Genomic DNA, 21,814 nt, shown 5'->3' with positions numbered 1-21,814 from the left:
TATCCTCCGCTATTTACCGGCGCGATGAATCCACATTGCACCGGGCATTACGCTGAGTCGATATGTCAAATATTTGGTCAAGTTATAAACAATCTATCGTGAATGTCATGGGGCAGGACCAGTACAAACTGGTTCGCCGCCTCAATGAACTTGAAAAACTCGCCCGCGCTGAAAAGCCTTATGCAGAATCCCTGGAAAAATGGCACGCGCAGCTAGCGCGTTCACAAGCCAGTGTGCAGCGTCGTCTGGCATTGGTTCCTGCAGAGATTGAGTTCCCTAATTTACCTGTCTGTGAAAAGCGTGAAGAGATTGCACAGATAATCGCCAACAATCAGGTCGTGGTACTTGCTGGCGAAACTGGTTCGGGTAAAACCACGCAAATTCCTAAAATTTGTTTGACTATAGGTCGTGGTGTGAAAGGGCTAATTGGCCACACTCAGCCACGCCGCATTGCTGCCAATACGGTGGCGAATCGTATAGCGGAGGAATTAAAAACCACGCTAGGCGAAAAAGTCGGATACCAGGTTCGTTTCAGTGACCAGTCCAACGAAAATACTCTAATCAAAGTCATGACAGACGGGATTTTGTTGGCAGAAATCCAGCATGATCCCTTCCTGAATAAATACGATACGCTCATCATCGATGAAGCCCATGAGCGCAGTTTGAATATCGATTTTTTGCTGGGTTATTTAAAACAACTTTTGCCCAAGCGCCCTGATTTGAAGCTCATTATTACCTCGGCGACTATCGACCTTGAACGCTTTTCGCAACATTTCAATAATGCGCCGATTATTGAGGTGTCTGGCCGTACCTATCCGGTTGAGGTCTGGTATCGCCCGCTTTACGAGTTCGAAGGCAGCGATGAAAGTGAAAACGAATCTGATCAATACGCGGCGATTGTCGATGCTGTACACGAAATCGAGTTGCACGAAAAAACCGGATCGGGCCCGCGTGGTGGCGACATCCTAGTGTTTTTGAGCGGTGAGCGCGAAATTCGCGAAGCAGCAGAGGCGCTGCGTAAAGCGCAGTTTGCCCATATGGAAGTGATTCCATTTTACGCGCGTTTGAGTTTGGCTGAGCAGCAAAAAGTCTTTGCTGCGCATACTGGTCGCCGTATTGTACTGGCCACAAACGTGGCAGAAACCTCCATTACGGTACCGGGTATTCGCTATGTGATCGATCCGGGTTTTGCGCGTATCAGTCGTTATTCCTACCGCACAAAAGTACAGCGTTTGCCGATTGAACCTGTATCACAAGCAAGCGCCAACCAGCGTAAAGGTCGCTGTGGGCGTGTTGCTGAAGGTATTTGTATTCGTTTGTACAGTGAAGACGATTTTAATTCTCGCCCCGCATTTACCGATGCAGAAATTCTGCGCACCAATCTCGCCGCGGTCATTTTACAAATGTTGCAACTGCGCATGGGCGATATTCATAAATTTCCCTTTATCGATGCGCCTGATCATCGCCTGATAAGTGACGGTTTTAAATTATTAGAAGAATTGCACGCGGTTAACGCAAAAAACCAATTAACTCCCGTAGGGCAACAGCTGAGTAAGCTACCGCTTGATCCTCGCCTTGCGCGAATGTTGTTGTCAGCGCAAGAGCAGTCTTGTGTGCGTGAATTACTGATCATCTCCAGTGCACTGTCAGTGCAAGACCCGCGTGAGCGCCCGGCAGAAAAGCAGCAAGCGGCAGATCAGATGCATCGCCGTTTTTGGGCTGAACATTCAGATTTTCTCGGGTTTGTTGGCTTGTGGGATTATTTTGAAACCCAACGGCAAGCGCTTACGCAAAATCAACTGCGCAAACTGTGTAAAAAAGAGTTTTTGTCCTATTTGCGCTTGCGTGAATGGCGCGATGTGCATCACCAGTTATGTGTAGCCGTTAAAGATTTGGGGATTCGCGTCAACAGTGAGCCAGCCAATTACGAGTCCATTCACAAGGCGCTTTTAACAGGATTGCTGGGCAACCTTGGGTTTAATCACGAAGAGCGCGAATACCTGGGCGCTCGCAATCGTAAGTTTGCTATTTTCCCGGGATCATCACTCGCCAAAAAAACACCCAAATGGATCATGGCAGCAGAGCTGATTGAAACCTCCAAATTATTTGCGCACACAGTTGCTAAAATCGAGCCGGAGTGGGTGATTGCCGCAGCGGAGCATTTAATTAAGCGCCAGCATTTTGAGCCGCACTATGACAGTCGCAGCGGGCAGGTGATGGTGTTTGAAAAAATTACACTTTATGGATTAACCATTGTTGAGAAAAAATCGGTTAGCTACAGCCATATTGACCCTGCCCAGTGCCGCGATGTATTTATTCGGTCAGCGCTAGTGGAAGGGCAGTATGATCAGCACCCCAAACGAAAAAGCTTGCGTAACAAAAATCCCGAAACCGATTTTTTTTCCCATCAACTGCAGTTACTGGGTGAATTGGAGGAGTTGGAATCCAAGGCGCGCCGCCGTGACATAGTGGTGGATGAGCAAGTTATTTTTGATTTTTACCATGAGCGCATTCCCTCTCATGTTGTGAATCTAGCGGGCTTTGAGGCCTGGCGTAAAAAAGCAGAGCAAACCAATCCCAAAGTGCTGTTCCTTACCCGTGAAACCCTGATGCGGCACGGTGCGGGCGATATCACCCAAGCGCAGTTTCCCAACGAATTGGAATGGCGCGGCATGGTGTTCCCACTCAGCTATCACTTTGAGCCCAATCACGCCTTCGATGGTGTGAGCATTCATGTGCCGATGAGTGTATTGCATCAAGTACCTGAGCACCGCCTTGAGTGGTTAGTGCCCGGTATGTTGCGCGATAAATGTATTGGTCTTTTGAAGTCACTACCTAAAAACCTGCGCAAACACTTTGTGCCAGTGCCAGACGTGGTGGATAAAATACTCGCGGCACTTACACCAGATAATAAACCGCTCAGTGAAGCCTTGGCATTACAACTAAAACGGCTCACAGGCGTTGAAGTTCCCAAAGAGGCATGGCTGGAAACCAACGTCGATGATTACTACCGCTTTAATATTCATGTGGTCGATGACAAAGGAAAAATTATTGCCAGTGGTCGTGACTTGGCGCCATTGCGCGATAAATACCGCGAACGTGTACAACAAAATATTCAATCCGCCGCAACCGATATCGAACGCGATGGCATAGTTACGTGGGATTTTGCTGAGCTGCCCTTAAGTATGCAATTGCCTCGCGGTGGAATCAGTATTCGCGCTTATCCGGCATTGGTTGATAAACAGAGCGCGGTGTCACTTCAAGTGCTGGATAATCCCTTGCAAGCACAGGATTTAACCCAGCGTGGTATTGCGCGATTAATTTTTTTAGCGCTGAATCAAACCGTGAAATATTTGCAGAAAGAGTTATTAAAAGGGCAGGAGGTTGCACTGACTCTGGCGGGTATTGGTAATCGTGATCAGGTAGCCGATGATTTAATCATGGCTTCCATAAAACACCTGGCTTTGGCAGATCAACAGCAATTGCCACGCAGCCATGCTGCCTTTGAACGTGCGGTAAATGCGGTTAAGGATAAACTGATCCTGCATACACAAGAGTTAGCTTCACAGTTAATCGCCAGTTTGAAATTGTTGGTGGATGTTAAAAAACAACTTAAACAACAAAAGAATATGCTGATGCTGGCGTTTACCGTGAGTGATATTAATCACCAACTGGCGCAGTTATTTTATCCGGGGTTGGTGTATAAAACGCCTGCTGTGTGGTTGCATCAATATCCCAAGTATATGCGAGGTATCCAGCAGCGCTTGGAGAAGGCGGCGCTCAATCCACAAAAAGACAAGTTGCAGTTGGCTGAGATCGCTCCTCACTGGCAGCGGCTGGTGGATTATTTGGCCAAAGAGGGCGATTACCGGTTGGCGCAGAATGACGCACTATTGGAGTATCGCTGGTGGATTGAAGAGTTGCGTATCTCCTTGTTTGCGCAGACGCTCAAGACTTTAGTGCCAGTCTCTGACAAACGTTTGGATAAACAATGGGAGCAGGCTATGCTAGTGGCTCAAGGCTAGCAGAGTGGTATAGGGAAAAAACTGGCCTTGGTTGTAACAAATCCAAGGGTTGTGCTTCTATAGTGTAACCAGTTCCTGGAGTTGGTTAATCCATTGATGTTATTTTCAATCCCACACTCGTATTAATACAACGGAGTCTTTTATGAATAACAAAATCTCTTCCATGTCGGCGTTAATGGGCGTTGCATTTGCCGCTTCTGCGACTTTGGCACCCATGGCTTCTGCCGCCGATGCTACTTTTGCTGCAAACAACATGACTACCGGTTATACGCTAGCGGACAACAGCAATAAGAGTGAAGGTGAGCACAAGTGCGGTGAAGCTAAATGCGGCGCCGAGCATAAAAAAGCAGATGGCGAACACAAGTGTGGTGAAGCCAAATGCGGTGCTGATAAAAAATCGGACGCAGAAGGCAAGTGTGGTGCAGAGAAAAAAGCGGATGCCGAAGGTAAATGCGGCGAAGGCAAATGTGGCGCTGATAAAAAAGCGGAATAATAGGTTTGTTATCTACTGCTGATTATGTAGCTCCTATCTCCGGTGCAGGCTTGGGCCTGCGTCGGAGTTTGTTGAATAGTCTGGAACAGGCCACTACGGATGATATCCAGTTCATGGAAGTAGCGCCGGAAAACTGGATCAACCTTGGTGGGCGATTAGGAAAGCAATTTCGCCGCTACACCGAACGTTTCCCTTTTGTGTGCCATGGCTTGTCCTTATCGATTGGCTCCCCGGCGCCCCTGAATACTGAACTGTTACGCGCAATTAAAAAGCTTATGCAGGAACACGGTATTCGCTATTACAGTGAGCATCTCAGTTATTGTTCTGACGATGGTCAGTTGTATGATCTATTACCAATTCCTTTTACCGAAGACGCTGTTGATTATGTGGCGCAGCGCATACAGCAGGCGCAAGATATTTTAGGCATGCGCATTGCCATAGAAAACTCATCCTATTACTGCGCGCCCCAGCAAGAAATGAGTGAGAGCGAATTTATTAACGCGGTAATTAAAAAGGCAGATTGTGCGCTCTTGCTGGATGTAAATAATATTTACGTCAACAGCATTAACCATGGTTATGACCCCTATGAGTTTTTAGCGAGCCTGCCAGGCGAGCGTACGGCATATATTCATATTGCCGGGCATTACAAAGAAGCAGAGGATTTACGGGTAGATACCCATGGTGCCGCAGTGATTCAACCGGTATGGGACATACTCGCAAAGGCCTATGCACTTTTTGGTGTACGACCTACTTTGCTTGAGCGTGATTTTAATATTCCTCCTGTGCCTGAATTAATGGCAGAGTTAGCGCTTATCAAAAAGCACCAATCCAATACTTTTATCCGATGAAAACATTTCAGCAAACACAAATAGATTTTGCGAAATATTTACGCGCACCGGATGAGCAGCCCATTCCCGCAGGGATGGAGGTGCGGCGTATGGATATTTATTGTGATTTAATTTACAACAACATTGAGAATTTGATTGCAGGTGTATTTCCCGTATTGCGTTCGGTGTTGAGTGATGAGCAGTGGCACGGATTGGTTCGTCAATTTATTAAGAGTCACCGCTGCCAAACGCCTTATTTTTTGGAAATCAGTGAAGAGTTTTTGCAATTTATTACCCAGCAATCAGTATTGCTCAGCGAGTTACCATTTATTGCTGAGCTAGCCCATTATGAATGGGTTGAATTGGCCTTGGATATTAGCGAGGCGCAGCTTCCTGCGTTGATATCGGTGCCAAATGATATTTTTGGCGCCACTTTTTGCGTATCTCCCTTGGCGGTTGCATTGCATTATCAGTACCCCGTCCATAAAATCTCCCCGCAGTTTAAAACCACAACTCCTGACGCTGTAGCTTTGGTGGTTTATCGCAACCGTGCTGATCAGGTTCGATTTATGACTGTTAACCCGCTGACATCACGTTTACTTTATCTGATGCATGCCAACACTGGTGCTTATTTAGGCGAGTTGTTGTCAATCATCGCGGAAGAGTTACAGCATCCTCATCCCGAACAGTTAAAGTCTGAAGCCGAGTCGCTTGTGAAAGCGTTATGCGAACTGGATGTACTTTATCCAATAGCTTAATCAGCTATCATTGCGCGTTGTCATAATTTTGTAATCTTAGGTTCACATAATGGCAACAACAATGACACATAAGCGTCATGTTTTAGCCCAAAGACCGGTGTTCAGGAAATGAACATCTTTATCATCTCTAGGAGACGACTCCATGAAAAAATCATTACTGGCCCTGGTTGTGGCCTCTCTTTTCCCAGTAGCTGCAGTTGCTGACGTAATTGTTTACGGTAAAGCGAATGTTGCTATTCAGCATGCCGACGAAGTAGCTGACAGTCGTGTAGAGCTGGTCAGCAATGCTTCCCGCATTGGTCTGAAAGGCGGTGAGGACATCAATTCCAGTTTGAAGGTTATCTATCAGTTTGAATATCAAACTGAAGTGGATGATGGCACTAACGGTAGCCAGACATTCGGTCAGCGCAACATTTTCCTTGGTTTGCAAGGCACTGCAGGTACATTTATTGGTGGTCATTTCGATACCCCAACCAAAGTTGCCCAGGAAAAAGTAGATCTGTTTAATGATCTCGAAGGCGATATTACCCAAATATTCAAAGGCGAGATCCGCGCAAGTAACATCGTTCAATACACCACACCAACTTTCGGTGGTGGTTTTGCAGGTTCGGTTGCATATGTAACTGAAGAAAATGATGGTACATTCAAGCAAAACAACCCTGCTGGCACCGAGCCAGGCAATGGTATTTCTGCTTCTTTCGGCTACACCAGCACAATGTTATATGTTGGTGTCGCTATGGATCAGGATGTTGAAGCTGAAGGTGTAGATTTAATTCGTGTAGTAGGCCGCTTTAATGTTGGCGCTTTCCAGTTCGGCCTCTTGGCAGAGAACTATGACAATGGCGTTGTAGATGAAGATGGTGTACTGGTATCTGCATTGTGGAATGTGACTGATAAGTGGGCAGCAAAAGCTCAATACGGTCAATCCGACGTTAAAATGGCTGATGGGGAAAGTGCAAGCATTGGTCTTGACTACAAGATGACAAAAGCAGCTACTCTTTACTCTTACATCACCAAAGTGGAAAATGAACCTGAGACACGCGATGACACTTATGTTGGTGTGGGTCTGGATTTCAAATTTTAGTACCACGCTCTGATGATAAACAAAGGGTGCTTAGGCACCCTTTGTTTTTTCTTGCTTGATAAAGCTGAGATGAAACGATGAAAAAAATATACGGCTCTTTATTGATAATTTGGTTAGCCACTAGTGGCATGACATATGCGTTTGCTGAAGATACATGTGATAACGCTGTTGATGCAGCAGATTCGATGGATCTCAACCAAAAAGAGTGCGATTACAGTGACAAGGGTTTAAATGGCTTTTTGCAAAAAGCCTTTAAAAAAGGAAATGAAGGCGCGGTACTCAGTACATCGGATGCTGATGGTGTGCAACCTCAGGCACAGATGGCATCTACAACAGTGGTGACGAGCCAAGCTCAGAATGGACTAAAAAATGTACCGGTATTGAGCGTAGAGGTTGATCAGTGGGCTAATGTAGCCCTGGCAAAAAATCAATTGCTACCCAAAATTATGGAGCGTTGTACTAAAGGGTTTAGTCTATTAAATGAAAGCTATCGTTCATTGCCCATGGGGCGCATTGAATTGAGTCTGCACTATTCTTGTTTGTAAGTGTTGGCCAGCGCTGAATATACTTACAAAGTAAAAGGCCGCATACGAGTGCGGCCTTTTTTCTGGTTCATGTACAAGACTATTTTTTGTAATTAACCACGGCGATGTAATGCATAGCGGTGGGCGTGTCCTGGACAAAACCCGGGATAAATTTCGATTTTTTCAACGAGTTTTCAATGCTGGTAGCATCGGCTTGTTTGCGCAATGCCGCCTCAATCGTGCTCACCGTTTCTACTTTTCCGTCAGCTTCAATCGTTGCCATAACGCGAGTCATTTTGCCTTCAGCAAAAAATAATTTACCGTCGCCATGTTCTTTCGTGGTGTAGTTGGCATACCAGTCACTGGTATCCAAACGTTCTTGTGGCGCGTAGTAATGAGTACCGTATTGCGCTTGCAGGGTTCCCAGATTCGGCAGCAAGACTATGGGGGCCTGAGTTCCACCTAATGAGTAAACAACACGTAATTGCATTCTCACAGGTACGGCGTTGCCATCGATGGTAGCAGGGGTAAAGGTGGCAGATTTGAGGGCGGATTCTGTTACTTTCTGCATGGATACCAATGGGCTATTTTCATAGCAGGTGACAGCATTGATATTGCCGCTTGTCATTATGTCGGCTTGGCAGTAAACCGCCACTGTACGTACACCTTCACCAAATGAAGTGGGCAGTGTGACTTGTTTGCTCAAGGTTTCTTGGGCATTACCAAACTTTGCGGGAGTGTATGCGGCTGCATAGCTCGCAAATGGTGCAACTGCCGCTAACATTACCAGTGAGCGAATCATTTTTTTAAGAATATTGTTAGTCATAGGGTGCTCCTCGTGAATCATTTATGCGGTTATCTGCACCCTTGTGGGTCATGATCGCCGTTTCATGGTTAGATTAGCATCGCACCTAGCACACTAATGTGAATAGTTTGTGACAATTTCAGCGGTAAACAGAAAATATAAAATATTGTGCGAATAAAAAAGCCACCCGAAGGTGGCTCGATAATATTTTTTGATGGTGCAAATCCTTTTCTGTCCTTGATTTTAAAAATAATTAAATTAGTAGCCAGGTTTAAAATTTGTAGCTGATATCCAGGCTCATGCTGGTGCCCACTTCCTGGGTCAGAATGGTAACTTTTTGCCCGCTGGCGTTGGTTTGTGTTATTTCTCGGTCTTCATCTAACAAGTTGCGCAACTTGGCTTTCAGTGTAAGTTTCTCGGTAGGGTAGTAAGAATAAGTGAAATCCAATGAGCTGAAAGGTTGTTCAAATGCATCGTCATGGCCCGTTTCAAACGCAGCAAAGTAAACTTTCTTGCCGGCAATATTGTAACTGAGGGCTGCACCATGTTTGCCATCATCCGAGTCATAACCCAATTGTGCGTTAAGTACATAGGGTGATTGTCCGCTCATGGTGCGAGTTGCATTAGTAAAGCCTTGATTGTCAGGCGATACAATTTCTGAGTCACTGATTGTCAGGTTGCCGGATAAGAAGAAGCCATAATCCAGATTCATAAGGCCTTCCAACTCTACACCATAAATCTCGCCAGATTCAGCGTTATAGAATCCCATTACAATATCAGTGTCTGAGCCTGGATTTAGTTTTTGCTCAATCGGGTTTGCAATATCTTTGTAGAACAGAGTGGCGGTCAGGTTATTGCCACCATCAAAGTACCACTCACCACGTAAATCAACATGGTCGATTGTTGAAAACACAAGGTTTGGGTTGCCTTGAACGCGCAGGTTCAACTCTGGATCGATATACACGACATCAGATAATTCACGCAAATCAGGGCGAACAACCGTTTGTGCATAGCTCAAACGCAATTGGAAGGTTTCTGTCCACATGAAACCGTCATTGATAAAGGTCAGTGCTGCTGATGGATGCCAGTCATCGCTACGCGATGAAAATGTCTGGCCATCTTTGGCAAGTTCTTCAATCAGTTTTTGTAGCGTAATGCCGGTGTAATCCAGCAAGTCAACGGGGAGCAGGGCAGTGCGATAGTCTTCGTAGCGTGCACCTGCAGTAAAGCGCCACACATCATTGAAGTTCGCGTCAATCATGCCATAGGCTGCATCGGTCATTTGTGCCGCAATGTAGCTTTCCGTACCAAAACCGCGGCTCATGGTGAGCTCGAATGCATTATCCAGATTGCTGATATTGCTATCGGTAAATACATTTCCTGGTGTGCCCAGCAAGTAATCTCCGCCGCCCACATCGATGAGTGCGGTATAGCCATAATACTGACGGGATTTGTCGTTATAACTGTAACCGCCACGCAAGGTTATTTCGGCGTTATCGAATGACAGTGGTAATTTTGCATTTAAACCGTAACTGCGTACGTCATCTTGCAGATTCAGATAAGCAAATTGTGCCGATGAACTGGACGTGATTCGCGTTGCCAGAATTTCGCCGGTTTGCGGATCAACAGTGTTATCACCGCCAATTGTTGATGCGCCAGGAATATTGGTTTTTACGCTGGAATCCGAGTAAAACCAGTCAAGATCGAAATTGCCCAGGGTATTGCCGGATAATTGGTCAAATACATGCTTGCCCAGTACTTGAGTGACTTCCAACTCCCGATCCTGATAGCGCGTTTCGTAAGTGACTTTTTGATTGCCGTCAGCCAGATTATTGTTACTGTTTTGAGCAAGGGTGATAGCCGCTTCATCGGTCTCATTGCCGATTTTCATATAGCTGGCCTCCAGCTCATGCATCTCTTGGAATTTGATGCCGACTCCAATTGAGGCAAGTTCCTTCGTATCTTCGGTGCTGCGTTTAATCGATGAATAGGTAACATCGGGAGCGCCAACACCTCTGCGCGCCTGATTTTTGTTGCGCCACTCGGTTTTTTGCGACCAATTGAGCATGCTACCCAAGGTCCAGTCGTCACCCAGTTCCCAAGCGTTGCCTAAGGTCACTGCACCATTTTGATCGAGTGATGGTTTATCTTTTTTAATATCAACGTTGCGATTAACTGCCAGTGCCAGGTCGCGGTTGATTTGAATTGATTGCTGGGCTTGCTCGGGAGTTACGCTATTGTCGACTTCAGTGCTGAGAATGCGACGTATGCCATTAATATCGATAACCCCTTGGTAGGTGTCCAAGGCCTGATCAATAGGCTTGGGTAAGCCAGACGTTTTACTCCCACCCGAATAGCTAAGGTTATTGCTGTCGTTGTTAGTATTGGTTCCGGTACCCAATGTCATCTCAAGAACGAACTCATCCGGTACGCTCTTGGTACGTATATCAACATTGCCGCCACCAAAGCTGGCAGGTAAATCTGGCGAATAGGCTTTTTGAACTTTCAGGCTTTCTACGATAGATGATGGAATGATATCCAGTGGTAATACGTTACGTGTTAACTCTGGTGATGGAACCTGGGCGCCATTGAGTTGCACGCTTGAGTAGCGTTCACCCAAGCCGCGCACATAAACATATTTACCTTGATTTAGCGTTACACCGGTAACACGGGTGAGTGCAACAGCGACGTTAGTGTCGCCGGTGCGCGAAATTTGGTCTGCACCCATTAAGTCGGCTGCAAAGGCGTCTTCCATTCGTTCCTGGGTGAGTGTTTGCGCTCCGCTTTGCTGGCGACCGGTTACCAGCATTTCTTCTAAAACGGGCGCCTCAATAACAGGCTTATCAGAGGTTTCAGTTTGTGCTTGTGCCATCGCGCCGCTAGAGAGAACGGACAAGGAAGCTGCCGACATGGCAATAAACAGTTTGTGTCGATTAATAGATAATTTTTGCATAGTGTTAACCTTCTGAATTCAGTGGTCTGGCTGGTCTTTGCTTAAAAAGAGAGGCGCCCTTGGGCGCCTCTTTTCGTTGCCAGCAACAAGGCGTGCTCTGTGCCCTGAATTAGTTGCTTGTCGTCAAACCAACAGTCCAACCGGATACCCAATCGTTTTCCGCACTAACTGCACCAATGAAGTTAACAGCATCAAAGAAATCATTGCTGCCAGCGACAGGAGCTGTGGTGGTTGATGGATTCTGGGACAGGGTGGTTACATCAAATACCGGAACTGTGATCGCTGTGGTGTTGCCATCACTAAGGGCTGGTGCAGTGATGTAAGCGCGTGGGTTGGTGGCCAGGTCTTTAATGACGGTAGCAGGCAGGCCACCGGTCACACTTGAGTCGATAACGACGTTGTTATTGCCTGCTGTAGTGAACCAGGTTTTTGCATTAAAGCCTGCATTACTTGGGTCAACTTTGCCGGTTTTAATTGCTTCGGAACAGGCAACCAGTGTGCTTTTCACAACAGAGATGCCAGCTTCCATCGCATCAACAGTCTCTGGGCCTTCGGTATCGTCCTGCTCAAAGCATTCATTAGATGCCATACCGGGTGCATTGGAGGTGATGATTGAGTTGTAGAGCTCGAATTGAGTACCTTCACGCAGCAGCGGGCCTTCAGAGTCGCCTTTTGAGGTTGGGAAAGTGCCTTGGTTGGTGTCTACGCCGCTGGTGATACAAGTGTGGTTAGAAATACGTGGGTGAGTCATGGGCAGAATGCCATCAGCACGGCCTTCACCGGTGTTGTCACCTTCGATACAGCGGTTGGCGCCTGAGGTGTGAATTGCCAGAGCAAATTGAATGTTGCCAACATAGCCATCGGCAAAGTCAAATGAGTCATCGGCAACGTTAACCGCTACTACATGCTTCAGATTTACCGCGCCGCCAAACATTTCAAAGCCATCATCGCGAGTCGAGTAAGTTTGTACATATTCCACTTTGGTGCCAGAGCCTACGGCATAGAAGGTGATGCCATTTAATTCATTGCCATCAACTACTTCATAACCAGCGTGTTTGACCACAACGTAGCGCAATACACCGGATGATTCTTCATTGTTATTGCCGCCATAGGTACCTGGGCGACCTTCAGACGTAATATGGCAGTTAGTAGGGTCTGTGCATTTGTTGGTCAAGCCTTGACCCAGAATTTGCACACCACCCCAGAGTCCACGGTCACCTTCAGTGGCGGTTTTTTCGATCAAATCCTTAGTCGCACTGAAAACAATTGGTGCTTCTTTGGTGCCTTCTGCAAAAATTTGCGAGCCGCGGGCAATACGCACGTAATCTACGGGATTGCTAAATGCCAATTTGGCGCCTGCTTTGATTGTCAGGATTGGGCCTGCACCTGCAGCAGGCACTTTTACGCCTGCTGCAATCGCGTTGGCATCCACGTCTTCACCAACAAACAAGCTATCCTGGAAAATATGCACACCACCGTTTGGCAGCGCTGGAATTTCAAGGTCAGTGGTCAGCGGGCGAGTATCGCTAACGAAGGTCACACCGTAGGTACAGTTAGCACCATTCAGAATCCCTTGAACCTTTTGGCCGCCTAATTCGTAAGAGGCACAAGGGTTGCTAACAGCAGAAGAACTGCTTGCCCCATTATTGTTGGTGGTATTGTTATTTGAGTCGGTTACGGTGTTGCTTGGGTTTAAATTGATATCGCCACCGCCACAGGCCGTCAACGCTGCCGCCAGTACATTCAGTGCAAAAATATTCTTCAGTTTCATGAGTTCACTCTCTTCTCAGTTGTCACAAGGGTGTGTGGAAATTCTCCGCGCCGTTCTAGCCCAAGCGCTTGGTGAAGCCATTTTTGATGACAAATGTGAAAGTTGGACGACAGATCCATGAAGCTTTTGTTGCGGAAATATGGCAAAGGTATTTCAGTGGAGGAGAGTTCTTGAGCTTTTTGCGACTTGTTCGCGTAACAATTTGCCGGTGCAAACGTGCGAAAATGGCGGCGAATAGCTGTTATTCTGGCGTGACACTTGTCAGCAATCGCACTCTGAGCGGAATTGCTTAGGGGGCATTGCGCTAATCTGGTTGAGCGCTTATCGGCGATTCGCTAAAGTGGCGCGCCTTGCCAGTGCTTTTGCCCAGGCCTTTTATTTTACGTTTTGCTTATGCCGTCATGGCGCCCAGGGACTTTATGAAACATATCCTCAATCCGATCGCTCTTGCGCTACTCACGCTTATGCCAGTGGCAGCCAGCGTTGCCCAAGAAGAGAAAAATCCTGATCCGTGGCAGGGTTGGAATCGTGCTGTGTTCAACTTCAATGACCGTGTGGATCGCTGGTTCCTTAAACCATTAGCCAAAGGCTACAAAGCGGTGACGCCCGATCCTATTGAAGTGGGTATAAGCAATATATTCTCCAATATTGGTGAAGTGCCTAATGTGATCAACGGTACGTTGCAAGGGGACTTCAAAGGTGCCGGCTACGATACTGGCCGGTTTTTAGTAAACAGTACTCTGGGCTTGGGCGGCTTACTGGATGTTGCCAAGCACATGAATTTGCCGGCAGATACTCCGGAGGATTTTGGCCAGACCTTGTCAACCTGGGGTGTAGGGCAGGGGCCATACCTGGTGCTGCCACTCTTGGGGCCGAGCACGGTGCGCGATACTTTGAGTAGACCTGTTGATTGGTACACTGACCCAACCACTTACATTAACCATGAAGGCACAGAAATTAGTGTTAAGGCACTGTCTATTCTGGATGCTCGTGCCGGGTTGCTGGAATTGGAAAAAAATATCACTGGCGATCGTTACGTATTTATTCGTGATGTGTATCTGCAACGCCGTGCCTATCTCATCAGCAATGGTGAGGTAACAGATGACTTTGGGGCGGAAGATTTTAGCGACGAAGACTTTGAAGGTGATTTCTAGGTATCACCATCCAACTATTTGATTACGCAATAAAAAACGGCTACTTCGGTAGCCGTTTTTTATGCGCTGTACACTCTATATAAGGGTATTGAGGTGTATGTTTAGGGAGAATCAACCCTAAGGCAAAATACTGACAATCTCCAAACCCAGTAGATGGCTGCCGCTATCGGATTGCGCGGCGCGAACCACCTTGGCATTTGCTTTCAGGGTAGGGCTATGACCGTGGTCGGATGAAACCTCCACTTCCACTTGTGTTCCTATCGCCAGTGCTTGCTGAGCCTCTACTTGTAAACCGCCGCCGCTCAAGTCAAGACAGCGGCCTTCAATAACCTCGGATTCGGCTGCAATTTTAGCGTTTAAAGGGGCGCCAATCTTCATTCGGATGAAATCGCGCTTTTCGCTGTAAGGCTTATCATTGATCCCCATAGCATGATCCTCGTTATTGGTTACTTCATTGGGATGTGGGTTTTGCTTGGTCTAAAAATCCACTTGAGTGTAGCACAGGCGTTTAAATGGCCAGTTTTGCCGGGCGAAAAAAAACCGCGACAAGCGCGGTTTTTTGAGCCGTTACACCGGGTAGGGCAATTAACGCTCCAGATACTGCAACTTGCCTGGAACGCCATCCCAATCGGCATGATCTGCCGGTGCATCTTTCATCTCAGTGATGTTTGGCCAGACTTGCGCCAGCTCGGCGTTCAACTCAAGGAATACTGCTTGGTCTTCGGGTAGCTCATCTTCCGAGAAAATCGCGCCTACCGGGCACTCAGGCTCGCAGAGTGCGCAATCAATGCACTCATCCGGGTGAATCACCAAAAAATTGGGGCCTTCGTAGAAGCAATCTACCGGGCATACTTCCACACAGTCAGTGTGTTTACATTTAATGCAATTTTCCCCAACTACAAACGTCATAGGAGACTCCCACAAGTAACAGAATTCGATAGTTAATGCGCGCAACCAGAGTAGCGCCAAAACAAGAGCGCGCATTCTAAACAGCCGCCACCCATTTGGGTAGGCTTTTACCGGCGAAAATCCACAGAAAAGCCGCTTAAATGCCGGTAAATTCAGCCAGTTGAGAATAGTTCCTTTTAATGGCTATTTCCCTTTGGCGTAGAGTTCTTTCAAGCGATACAACTGTTCCAGCGCTTCGCGTGGACTGAGGCTATCGGGATTGATTTTATGCAATGCCGCGAGTGCCGGGTTAGGCAGTGTATCAAACAGGCCCGATTGCAGTGGCGATGCCGGTGCTGCTGCAGGTTCACTGGTGGCTTGTACTGCATCAGTTGTTGCAATAACCGTACTTGCCGCCACCGTTGATGACGATTTAATCGCATGCGGATGTTCGCCATTTTCCAGCAGGTGCAATTGTTGCTGGGCTTCAGCCAATACTTGCGCGGGAATACCGGCTAGCTTGGCTACTTGCAAACCATAACTTTTGCTGGCGGGTCCTTCTTGTACTTTGTGCAAAAACACAATGTTGTCTTTGTGTTCTGTCGCGTTCAAATGCACGTTGGCAATGCCGCTAACAGTTTCCGGTAGCGTAGTAATTTCAAAATAATGCGTCGCAAATAAGGTAAATGCACGCACTTTTTCGGCGAGATGTTTTGCGCAGGCCCACGCCAATGACAGGCCATCAAAGGTGCTGGTACCGCGGCCGATTTCATCCATTAATACCAGGCTGCGCGCCGTGGCATTGTGCAAAATATTGGCGGTTTCAGTCATCTCCACCATGAAGGTAGAGCGTCCGCCCGCCAGATCATCGGCTGAGCCAATACGGGTAAAAATGCGATCAACAATACCAATGGTAGCTTGTTGTGCCGGTACAAAACTGCCGATATGCGCAAGCAGTGTGATGAGCGCTGCCTGTCGCATGTAGGTCGATTTACCGCCCATATTCGGGCCGGTGATGATCAGCATATGGCGCTGCGGCGTAAAGTCCAAATCATTGGGTACGAAGGGTGCTGTAGTGACTTGCTCAACAACCGGGTGGCGACCACCGCTGATATGGATGCCTGCTTGCAGGGTCAGGGTTGGCTTGCAGAAGCCAAGCGCGTCGGCACGTTCGGCCAGTGTGGTGAGCACATCCAATTCGGCAACAGCCGCAGCTGAATCCTGCAGGGGAATTAATTGATTATTTAAAATATCAACTAATTCTTCGTACAGCGCTTTCTCGCGTGCGAGCGCGCGGCTTTGTGCGGAGAGTGCTTTATCTTCAAACTCTTTTAATTCCGGCGTGATGTAACGCTCGGCATTTTTTAAGGTTTGGCGACGAATATAATCTGCCGGTGCTTTTTCCGATTGTGCCGAGGTTAATTCAATAAAATAACCATGCACGCGGTTATAGCCAACTTTTAACGTCGGTATGCCAGTGCGTTCGCGCTCACGGGTTTCCAGATCCAATAAATATTGACCGGCATTGGTGCTGATATTGCGCAGCTCATCCAATTCCGCATCGTAACCTTCTGCAATAACGCCGCCATCGCGAATGACAACCGGTGGGTTTTCAATAATCGCGCGCGACAATAAATCGACTATGTCAGGAAACGTGGAAATCTGCTGCGCGAGATTTTTTAATTGCGGCGATTGTGTGTGCGCTAGTTCGTTTTGTAATTCGGGGTAGGTCCCAACTGACATGAGCAGGCGGGATAAATCCCGTGGGCGCGCTGAGCGCAATGCCAAACGCCCCAGAATACGCTCCATATCGCCAACACGTTTTAAAATGCCGTTAAACACTTCAAACGCATAATTGTGTTGCAGTTCGGCAATGGCATCTTGTCGGCCAATCAACAACGCCAAATCGCGCAATGGACGATTTAACCAGCGGCGCAGCAAACGGCTACCCATACTGGTGGCAGTGCGGTTAAGTACGGAAAATAAAGTGTGCTCATCGCCGCCGGTGAGGTTGATATCCAGCTCCAGGTTGCGCCGTGTAGCGGCATCCATAATCACCGCTTCATCGCGGTTTTCATGGGCGAGGCTGCGCACATGGGGCAGGGCTGTACGCTGGGTTTCGCGCGCATAACTGAGCAGGCAGCCCGCTGCACAGAGCGCCGCTTTTAAATGATCGCAGCCAAATCCGGCCAGGTCTTTGGTGGCAAATTGCTGGATTAATAAGCGCTCTGCTGTTTCCAGGTCAAACTCCCAAGGGCCACGACGGCGCAAGCCTTTGCGGTTTTCCACCAGTGCGGGTGTGGTGATGTGATCACTGATTAATAATTCCGCCGGACTCAAGCGCTGCAATTCACCCAGTGCAGATTCCAGTCCTTCCACCTCCAGCACTAAAAAACGACCGCTGGCCATATCGAGTGAGGCAATACCAAAAGTTTCGCCAGCTTGATGCAAGGCCACCAGCAAATTGTCGCGGCGTGAATCGAGCAGTGCTTCGTCGCTCACGGTACCGGGCGTCACAATACGCATGACTTTGCGTTCCACCGGGCCTTTGCTGGTAGCTGGATCACCAACTTGTTCGCAAACCGCTACCGAGATTCCCTCTTTTACCAATTTGGCGAGATAGCCATCGGCAGAGTGGAAGGGAATGCCCGCCATGGGAATGGGTTCACCGTTGGATTTGCCGCGCGCCGTCAGGGTGATATCCAGAATTTCGGATGCTTTTTTAGCATCATCAAAAAACAGCTCGTAAAAATCCCCCATGCGATAGAACACAATTTCATCTTTATGCTGGGCTTTGATGCGCAAGTATTGCTGCATCATCGGGGTATGGCTGTCATTGGCTTCGAGCGTATTGGACATGAGGTATAACCGGCTGAGGTGAAAACAGGCGGCCATTCTACGGGATTCGCTTGCCTATCAAAACCCTGGGGTGTGTTTGGCGAGAGACTGAAAAAGCGAAACAGGCCAATACAAATGGCCTGTTGCTGTTGGTTTTTTGAGCGGAAAAATTAGCCAGCCAAGGCTTTGTACAAATTGAACACGGAAATACCACTGATGAGCAGGCCAACCAAAATCAGCAGGGTTCTTGTGGAGAACTTTTTGCACGCGTAGGCAGCAAAGGGCGCGGCAAACAATCCGCCGATGATCAAGCCTGCCACTACATGCCAGATGGTTTCATCCACCAAAATGAACAATGAAGCTGCGCTGGTGAGGGTCAGAAAAAACTCGGCAAAATTAACTGAGCCTATGGTTGTGCGTGGGTCGTGGCCGGTGCCGACCAATGTGGTGGTAACAACCGGGCCCCAACCGCCACCGCCAGAGGTATCGACAAAGCCGCCAAGCAAAGCAAGTTTGGCAACGTGTTTGGCTTCGCCTTTGCGCGTGGCGATATGTTTGCGAAAGGCTTTACTCAGTACGTAAGCGCCCATCAGCAGTAAATAAACGGTGATAAATGGCTTGAGGGTGTCGCCATCTATTTGTGTTACCACGACCGCGCCAAGCAGTCCACCGATAATGCCGGGGATCAACAAGCGTAAGAACAGCTTTTTGTCGACATTGCCGAACTTGGCATGAGAGACGCCGGAGATGCCAGTGGTAAATACTTCAGCCATATGTACCGACGCGCTTGCCATGGCTGGTGAGGCACCGGTTGCCAGCAAGAAGCTGGTAGAAGTCAGCCCATAGGCCATGCCCAATGCGCCATCGACGATTTGTGCCAGCAAACCTACGAGTAATGCGTTCCAGAACATGGAGTCATTGAGTGTGGTCTCGATAGTTTCCAGACCTTCGCCCCAACTGTTACCAAAGAGTTTGGTAGCCCCCAGGATGACAAGGCCAATCAAGGTCAATATGGCAAACCATACGGCGGTGCGAATAATCGGATGAAGGGGGATTTGTTCTACCGGGGGATTCCGAGCGCTTCATGTTCTTGGTTGATAGCGTTGTCGGATAAGTCGAGGTCGCGAATTTTCATTGGAGCGCAATTCCGGGCCAGTGTTGGGTGAGCACATCCTAGTGAATTCGTTTTGTTCTGAGAAATACTAACTAGTTATCAGCTTATAACCAAAAGTTGATGGTTAATTCGGTTCTAAGCAAAGCACAAAATAATATTTTACTGTTTGTGCCCGAGGTCTACTATAAGCCCATCTCGCAGGGGGAACTGGCAGTCTGGTTGCTCCTGATATTTAACATCAATAGCGCCACCAGGAGGCACAATGAGCTTACGTCTAGGCGATGAAGCACCGGATTTTACGCAGGAATCCACTCAGGGCACCATCAATTTCCATCAATGGTTGGGTGATAGCTGGGGCGTATTATTTTCCCACCCCGCTGACTTCACTCCTGTATGCACCACTGAGCTTGGGCTAACGGCAAAATTAAAAGATGAGTTCAGCAAGCGCAATGTAAAAGCAATTGCACTCAGTGTTGATCCGGTGGATTCACATAACCGTTGGATTGATGACATTAATGAAACCCAATTAACCCAGGTGAATTTTCCGATTCTTGCAGATGCTGACCGTAAAGTGGCCACGCTGTATGACATGATTCACCCGAACGCCAACGCAACACTCACCGTGCGCTCACTGTTTATTATCGACCCGGCAAAAAAAGTGCGGTTAATTATTACTTATCCGGCCAGTACCGGGCGCAATTTTGATGAGATTTTGCGTGTGATCGATTCCTTGCAATTGACCGAGCATCACAAAGTTGCCACGCCGGGCAATTGGAAATCTGGCGATGATGTCGTGATTGTGCCTGCATTGCAGGATGCGGAAGAAATCGCACGTCGTTTCCCAAAAGGTTACACCATTGTAAAACCTTACTTGCGATTAACACCTGATCCACGCGGATAACTATTGTTCACTCACTCATGTTAACTTGGTTGTTGTCGCTATAAAAAATAAGGGCGCCGGATGCGCTCTTATTTTTTTTGCAGAAGAGAGAAAAGTAAATAGAAATGCTGTGCGCATAAAAAAAGCGCCGCCAGGTTTTATCGTGGCGGCGCTTTTTTAGTGGTGCAATGATTAGACTTGATTTAAGGCTTGCTCAAGGTCTGCCAACAAATCATCAATATGTTCAATGCCAATAGAGAGGCGCACGGTATCTTCACCTACGCCGGATTTTTGTAGCTCTTCCGGTGATAACTGGCGGTGAGTGGTTGATGCAGGGTGCGTCGCTAAGGATTTTGCATCGCCAATATTTACCAGGCGTGTAAACAATTGCAGTGCATCCAAAAAGCGAGCGCCCGCTGCGCGGCCGTCATCGGCTTTAACTCCAAAGGTTAATAACCCTGAACCTTTTCCTCCCAGATATTTTTGTGCTAATGGGTAATAACTATTGTTGGGCAGGCCTGCGTAATTTACCCAACTGACCTTGGCGTGTTGTTGCAAATATTCTGCAATTTTTTGCGTATTGTCGTTAATGCGATCCATACGCAAAGCCAATGTTTCTATGCCTTGCAAAATCAAAAACGCATTAAAGGGTGAAAGTGCCGCACCGGTGTTGCGCAGTGGTACTACGCGAGCGCGCCCAATGTAAGCGGCAGCGCCCAGTGCCTCGGTATAAACCACACCGTGATAACTTACATCGGGTTCGTTTAAGCGTTTGAAGCGCTCTTTGTGTTGTGCCCAGGGGAATTTGCCTGAATCCACAATGGCACCACCAATACTGGTGCCATGTCCACCCAGGTATTTGGTTAATGAATGCACAACAATATCGGCACCGTGTTCAATCGGGCGCAATAAATAGGGGGTGGCTACAGTGTTATCGACAATCAGCGGAATACCATGGCGATGAGCGATTTCCGCAATTTTTGCAATATCCGTTACATTGCCTTGGGGGTTGCCGAGAGATTCCACAAAAATAGCTTTGGTCTTTTCGTCGATCAAAGGCTCAAAACTATCGGGATTCAAGTGATCGGCAAAGCGCGTAGTAATGCCGTATTGTGGAAAGGTGTGCGCAAATAAATTGTAGGTTCCGCCATAAAGGGCAGTAGAGGAAATAATATTGTCGCCGGCCTCAGCGATTGTTTGAATGGAATAAGCGACTGCAGCCTGGCCAGAAGCGAGCGCTAACCCGGCAATACCACCTTCCAATGCAGCGATGCGTTTTTCCAGCACATCATTGGTGGGGTTCATGATACGGGTATAAATATTACCGGCAACTTTCAAGTCAAATAAATCAGCGCCATGTTGTGCACTATCAAACGCATAGGCGGCAGTTTGGTAAATAGGTACAGCAACTGCTTTAGTGGTCGGATCGGGTGAATAACCTGCGTGAACAGATTGGGTTTCAAATTTCCAGTTATCAGACATTGATGGCTCCATTAATTTTATTAGCGGAAAAACGTAATACTGTGTAGTGCGCAAGCATTCTAGCGGCTTACTTAGGCTTTATGAAATCAGATTAAAGCATAAGCATATGACAGGGCTGCAGTGCGGTGTTTAATCTTACGCAGTTTTTATGTATAAAAACAAACATTTTGCCTGCTGCTGGAGTTGGTGGTTGCTGTTTAATTAATCGAATTTCCCTC

At 47.6% G+C, this 21,814-nt stretch carries 16 protein-coding genes; 8 read left to right on the top strand and 8 right to left on the bottom strand.

Annotated features, from left to right (window positions below):
- Positions 1-62 precede the first annotated feature (62 nt).
- The 6 genes from hrpA (at position 63) to B0D95_RS05855 (ending at position 7,732) form a co-directional block, all read left to right on the top strand.
- A complete protein-coding gene (gene hrpA, locus B0D95_RS05880; protein ID WP_078043025.1) occupies positions 63-4,025 on the top strand; it encodes an ATP-dependent RNA helicase HrpA in 3,963 nt (1,320 codons plus the stop codon).
- Between the two features lie 142 nt (positions 4,026-4,167).
- Positions 4,168-4,518: a hypothetical protein gene (locus tag B0D95_RS05875; RefSeq protein WP_168172406.1), complete on the top strand. Its 351-nt coding sequence runs from the start codon at positions 4,168-4,170 to the stop codon at positions 4,516-4,518.
- A gap of 5 nt (positions 4,519-4,523) precedes the next feature.
- Entirely contained in the window at positions 4,524-5,366 is an 843-nt protein-coding gene (locus B0D95_RS05870) for a DUF692 domain-containing protein (protein WP_078043024.1), read from the top strand.
- On the top strand, positions 5,363-6,103 hold the full coding sequence (locus B0D95_RS05865) for a DUF2063 domain-containing protein (RefSeq protein WP_078043023.1): 741 nt from the start codon (positions 5,363-5,365) through the stop codon (positions 6,101-6,103). Before B0D95_RS05870 ends, B0D95_RS05865 begins: the two co-directional genes overlap by 4 nt.
- 142 nt (positions 6,104-6,245) lie before the next feature.
- Entirely contained in the window at positions 6,246-7,187 is a 942-nt protein-coding gene (locus tag B0D95_RS05860; protein WP_078043022.1) for a porin, read from the top strand.
- A 77-nt stretch (positions 7,188-7,264) separates the two neighbouring features.
- The gene (locus B0D95_RS05855) at positions 7,265-7,732 is read left to right on the top strand and encodes a hypothetical protein (RefSeq protein WP_078043021.1); all 468 of its coding nucleotides are present in this window, start codon (positions 7,265-7,267) and stop codon (positions 7,730-7,732) included.
- 79 nt (positions 7,733-7,811) lie between these two features.
- Here the strand turns inward: B0D95_RS05855 and B0D95_RS05850 are convergent, their stop codons facing one another.
- From B0D95_RS05850 to B0D95_RS05840, 3 genes are all read right to left on the bottom strand, one after another.
- The gene (locus tag B0D95_RS05850; protein WP_078043020.1) at positions 7,812-8,537 is read right to left on the bottom strand and encodes an energy transducer TonB; all 726 of its coding nucleotides are present in this window, start codon (positions 8,535-8,537) and stop codon (positions 7,812-7,814) included.
- A 250-nt stretch (positions 8,538-8,787) separates the two neighbouring features.
- The gene (locus B0D95_RS05845; protein WP_078043019.1) at positions 8,788-11,469 is read right to left on the bottom strand and encodes a TonB-dependent receptor domain-containing protein; all 2,682 of its coding nucleotides are present in this window, start codon (positions 11,467-11,469) and stop codon (positions 8,788-8,790) included.
- Between the two features lie 109 nt (positions 11,470-11,578).
- Positions 11,579-13,240 (bottom strand): hypothetical protein, encoded by a 1,662-nt coding sequence (locus tag B0D95_RS05840; RefSeq protein WP_078043018.1) that lies wholly within the window; start codon positions 13,238-13,240, stop codon positions 11,579-11,581.
- 419 nt (positions 13,241-13,659) lie between these two features.
- Here B0D95_RS05840 and B0D95_RS05835 point away from each other — a divergent pair, with 419 nt between their 5' ends.
- A complete protein-coding gene (locus B0D95_RS05835; protein WP_246841738.1) occupies positions 13,660-14,394 on the top strand; it encodes a VacJ family lipoprotein in 735 nt (244 codons plus the stop codon).
- A gap of 117 nt (positions 14,395-14,511) precedes the next feature.
- On the opposite strand, the gene B0D95_RS05830 is transcribed toward B0D95_RS05835, so the two are convergent.
- The 4 genes from B0D95_RS05830 to B0D95_RS05815 all read right to left on the bottom strand — a co-directional run bounded on the left by B0D95_RS05830 (position 14,512) and on the right by B0D95_RS05815 (position 19,130).
- Entirely contained in the window at positions 14,512-14,820 is a 309-nt protein-coding gene (locus B0D95_RS05830; protein WP_078043017.1) for a PilZ domain-containing protein, read from the bottom strand.
- 159 nt (positions 14,821-14,979) lie between these two features.
- Complete coding sequence (gene fdxA, locus B0D95_RS05825) at positions 14,980-15,303, bottom strand: ferredoxin FdxA (RefSeq protein WP_078043016.1); 324 nt, start codon at positions 15,301-15,303, stop codon at positions 14,980-14,982.
- Positions 15,304-15,486: 183 nt separating this feature from the next.
- Positions 15,487-18,141: a DNA mismatch repair protein MutS gene (gene mutS / locus B0D95_RS05820; protein WP_078043015.1), complete on the bottom strand. Its 2,655-nt coding sequence runs from the start codon at positions 18,139-18,141 to the stop codon at positions 15,487-15,489.
- Between the two features lie 149 nt (positions 18,142-18,290).
- Entirely contained in the window at positions 18,291-19,130 is an 840-nt protein-coding gene (locus B0D95_RS05815; RefSeq protein ID WP_246841737.1) for a sulfite exporter TauE/SafE family protein, read from the bottom strand.
- A gap of 366 nt (positions 19,131-19,496) precedes the next feature.
- Here B0D95_RS05815 and B0D95_RS05810 point away from each other — a divergent pair, with 366 nt between their 5' ends.
- Positions 19,497-20,135 carry a peroxiredoxin gene (locus tag B0D95_RS05810; protein WP_078043014.1) on the top strand — a complete coding sequence of 213 codons (639 nt, stop codon included), beginning with the start codon at positions 19,497-19,499 and terminating at the stop codon, positions 20,133-20,135.
- Positions 20,136-20,306: 171 nt separating this feature from the next.
- On the opposite strand, the gene B0D95_RS05805 is transcribed toward B0D95_RS05810, so the two are convergent.
- Positions 20,307-21,596, bottom strand: coding sequence for an O-acetylhomoserine aminocarboxypropyltransferase/cysteine synthase family protein (locus B0D95_RS05805; protein WP_078043013.1), 1,290 nt, complete (start codon positions 21,594-21,596; stop codon positions 20,307-20,309).
- Between the last annotated feature and the right edge of the window lie 218 nt (positions 21,597-21,814).

The sequence above is a fragment of the Cellvibrio sp. PSBB023 genome, from assembly GCF_002007605.1.
GTDB lineage: Bacteria > Pseudomonadota > Gammaproteobacteria > Pseudomonadales > Cellvibrionaceae > Cellvibrio.
Note: the sequence above shows the minus strand (reverse complement) of the source record. Positions and strands in the feature narration are given on the sequence as shown.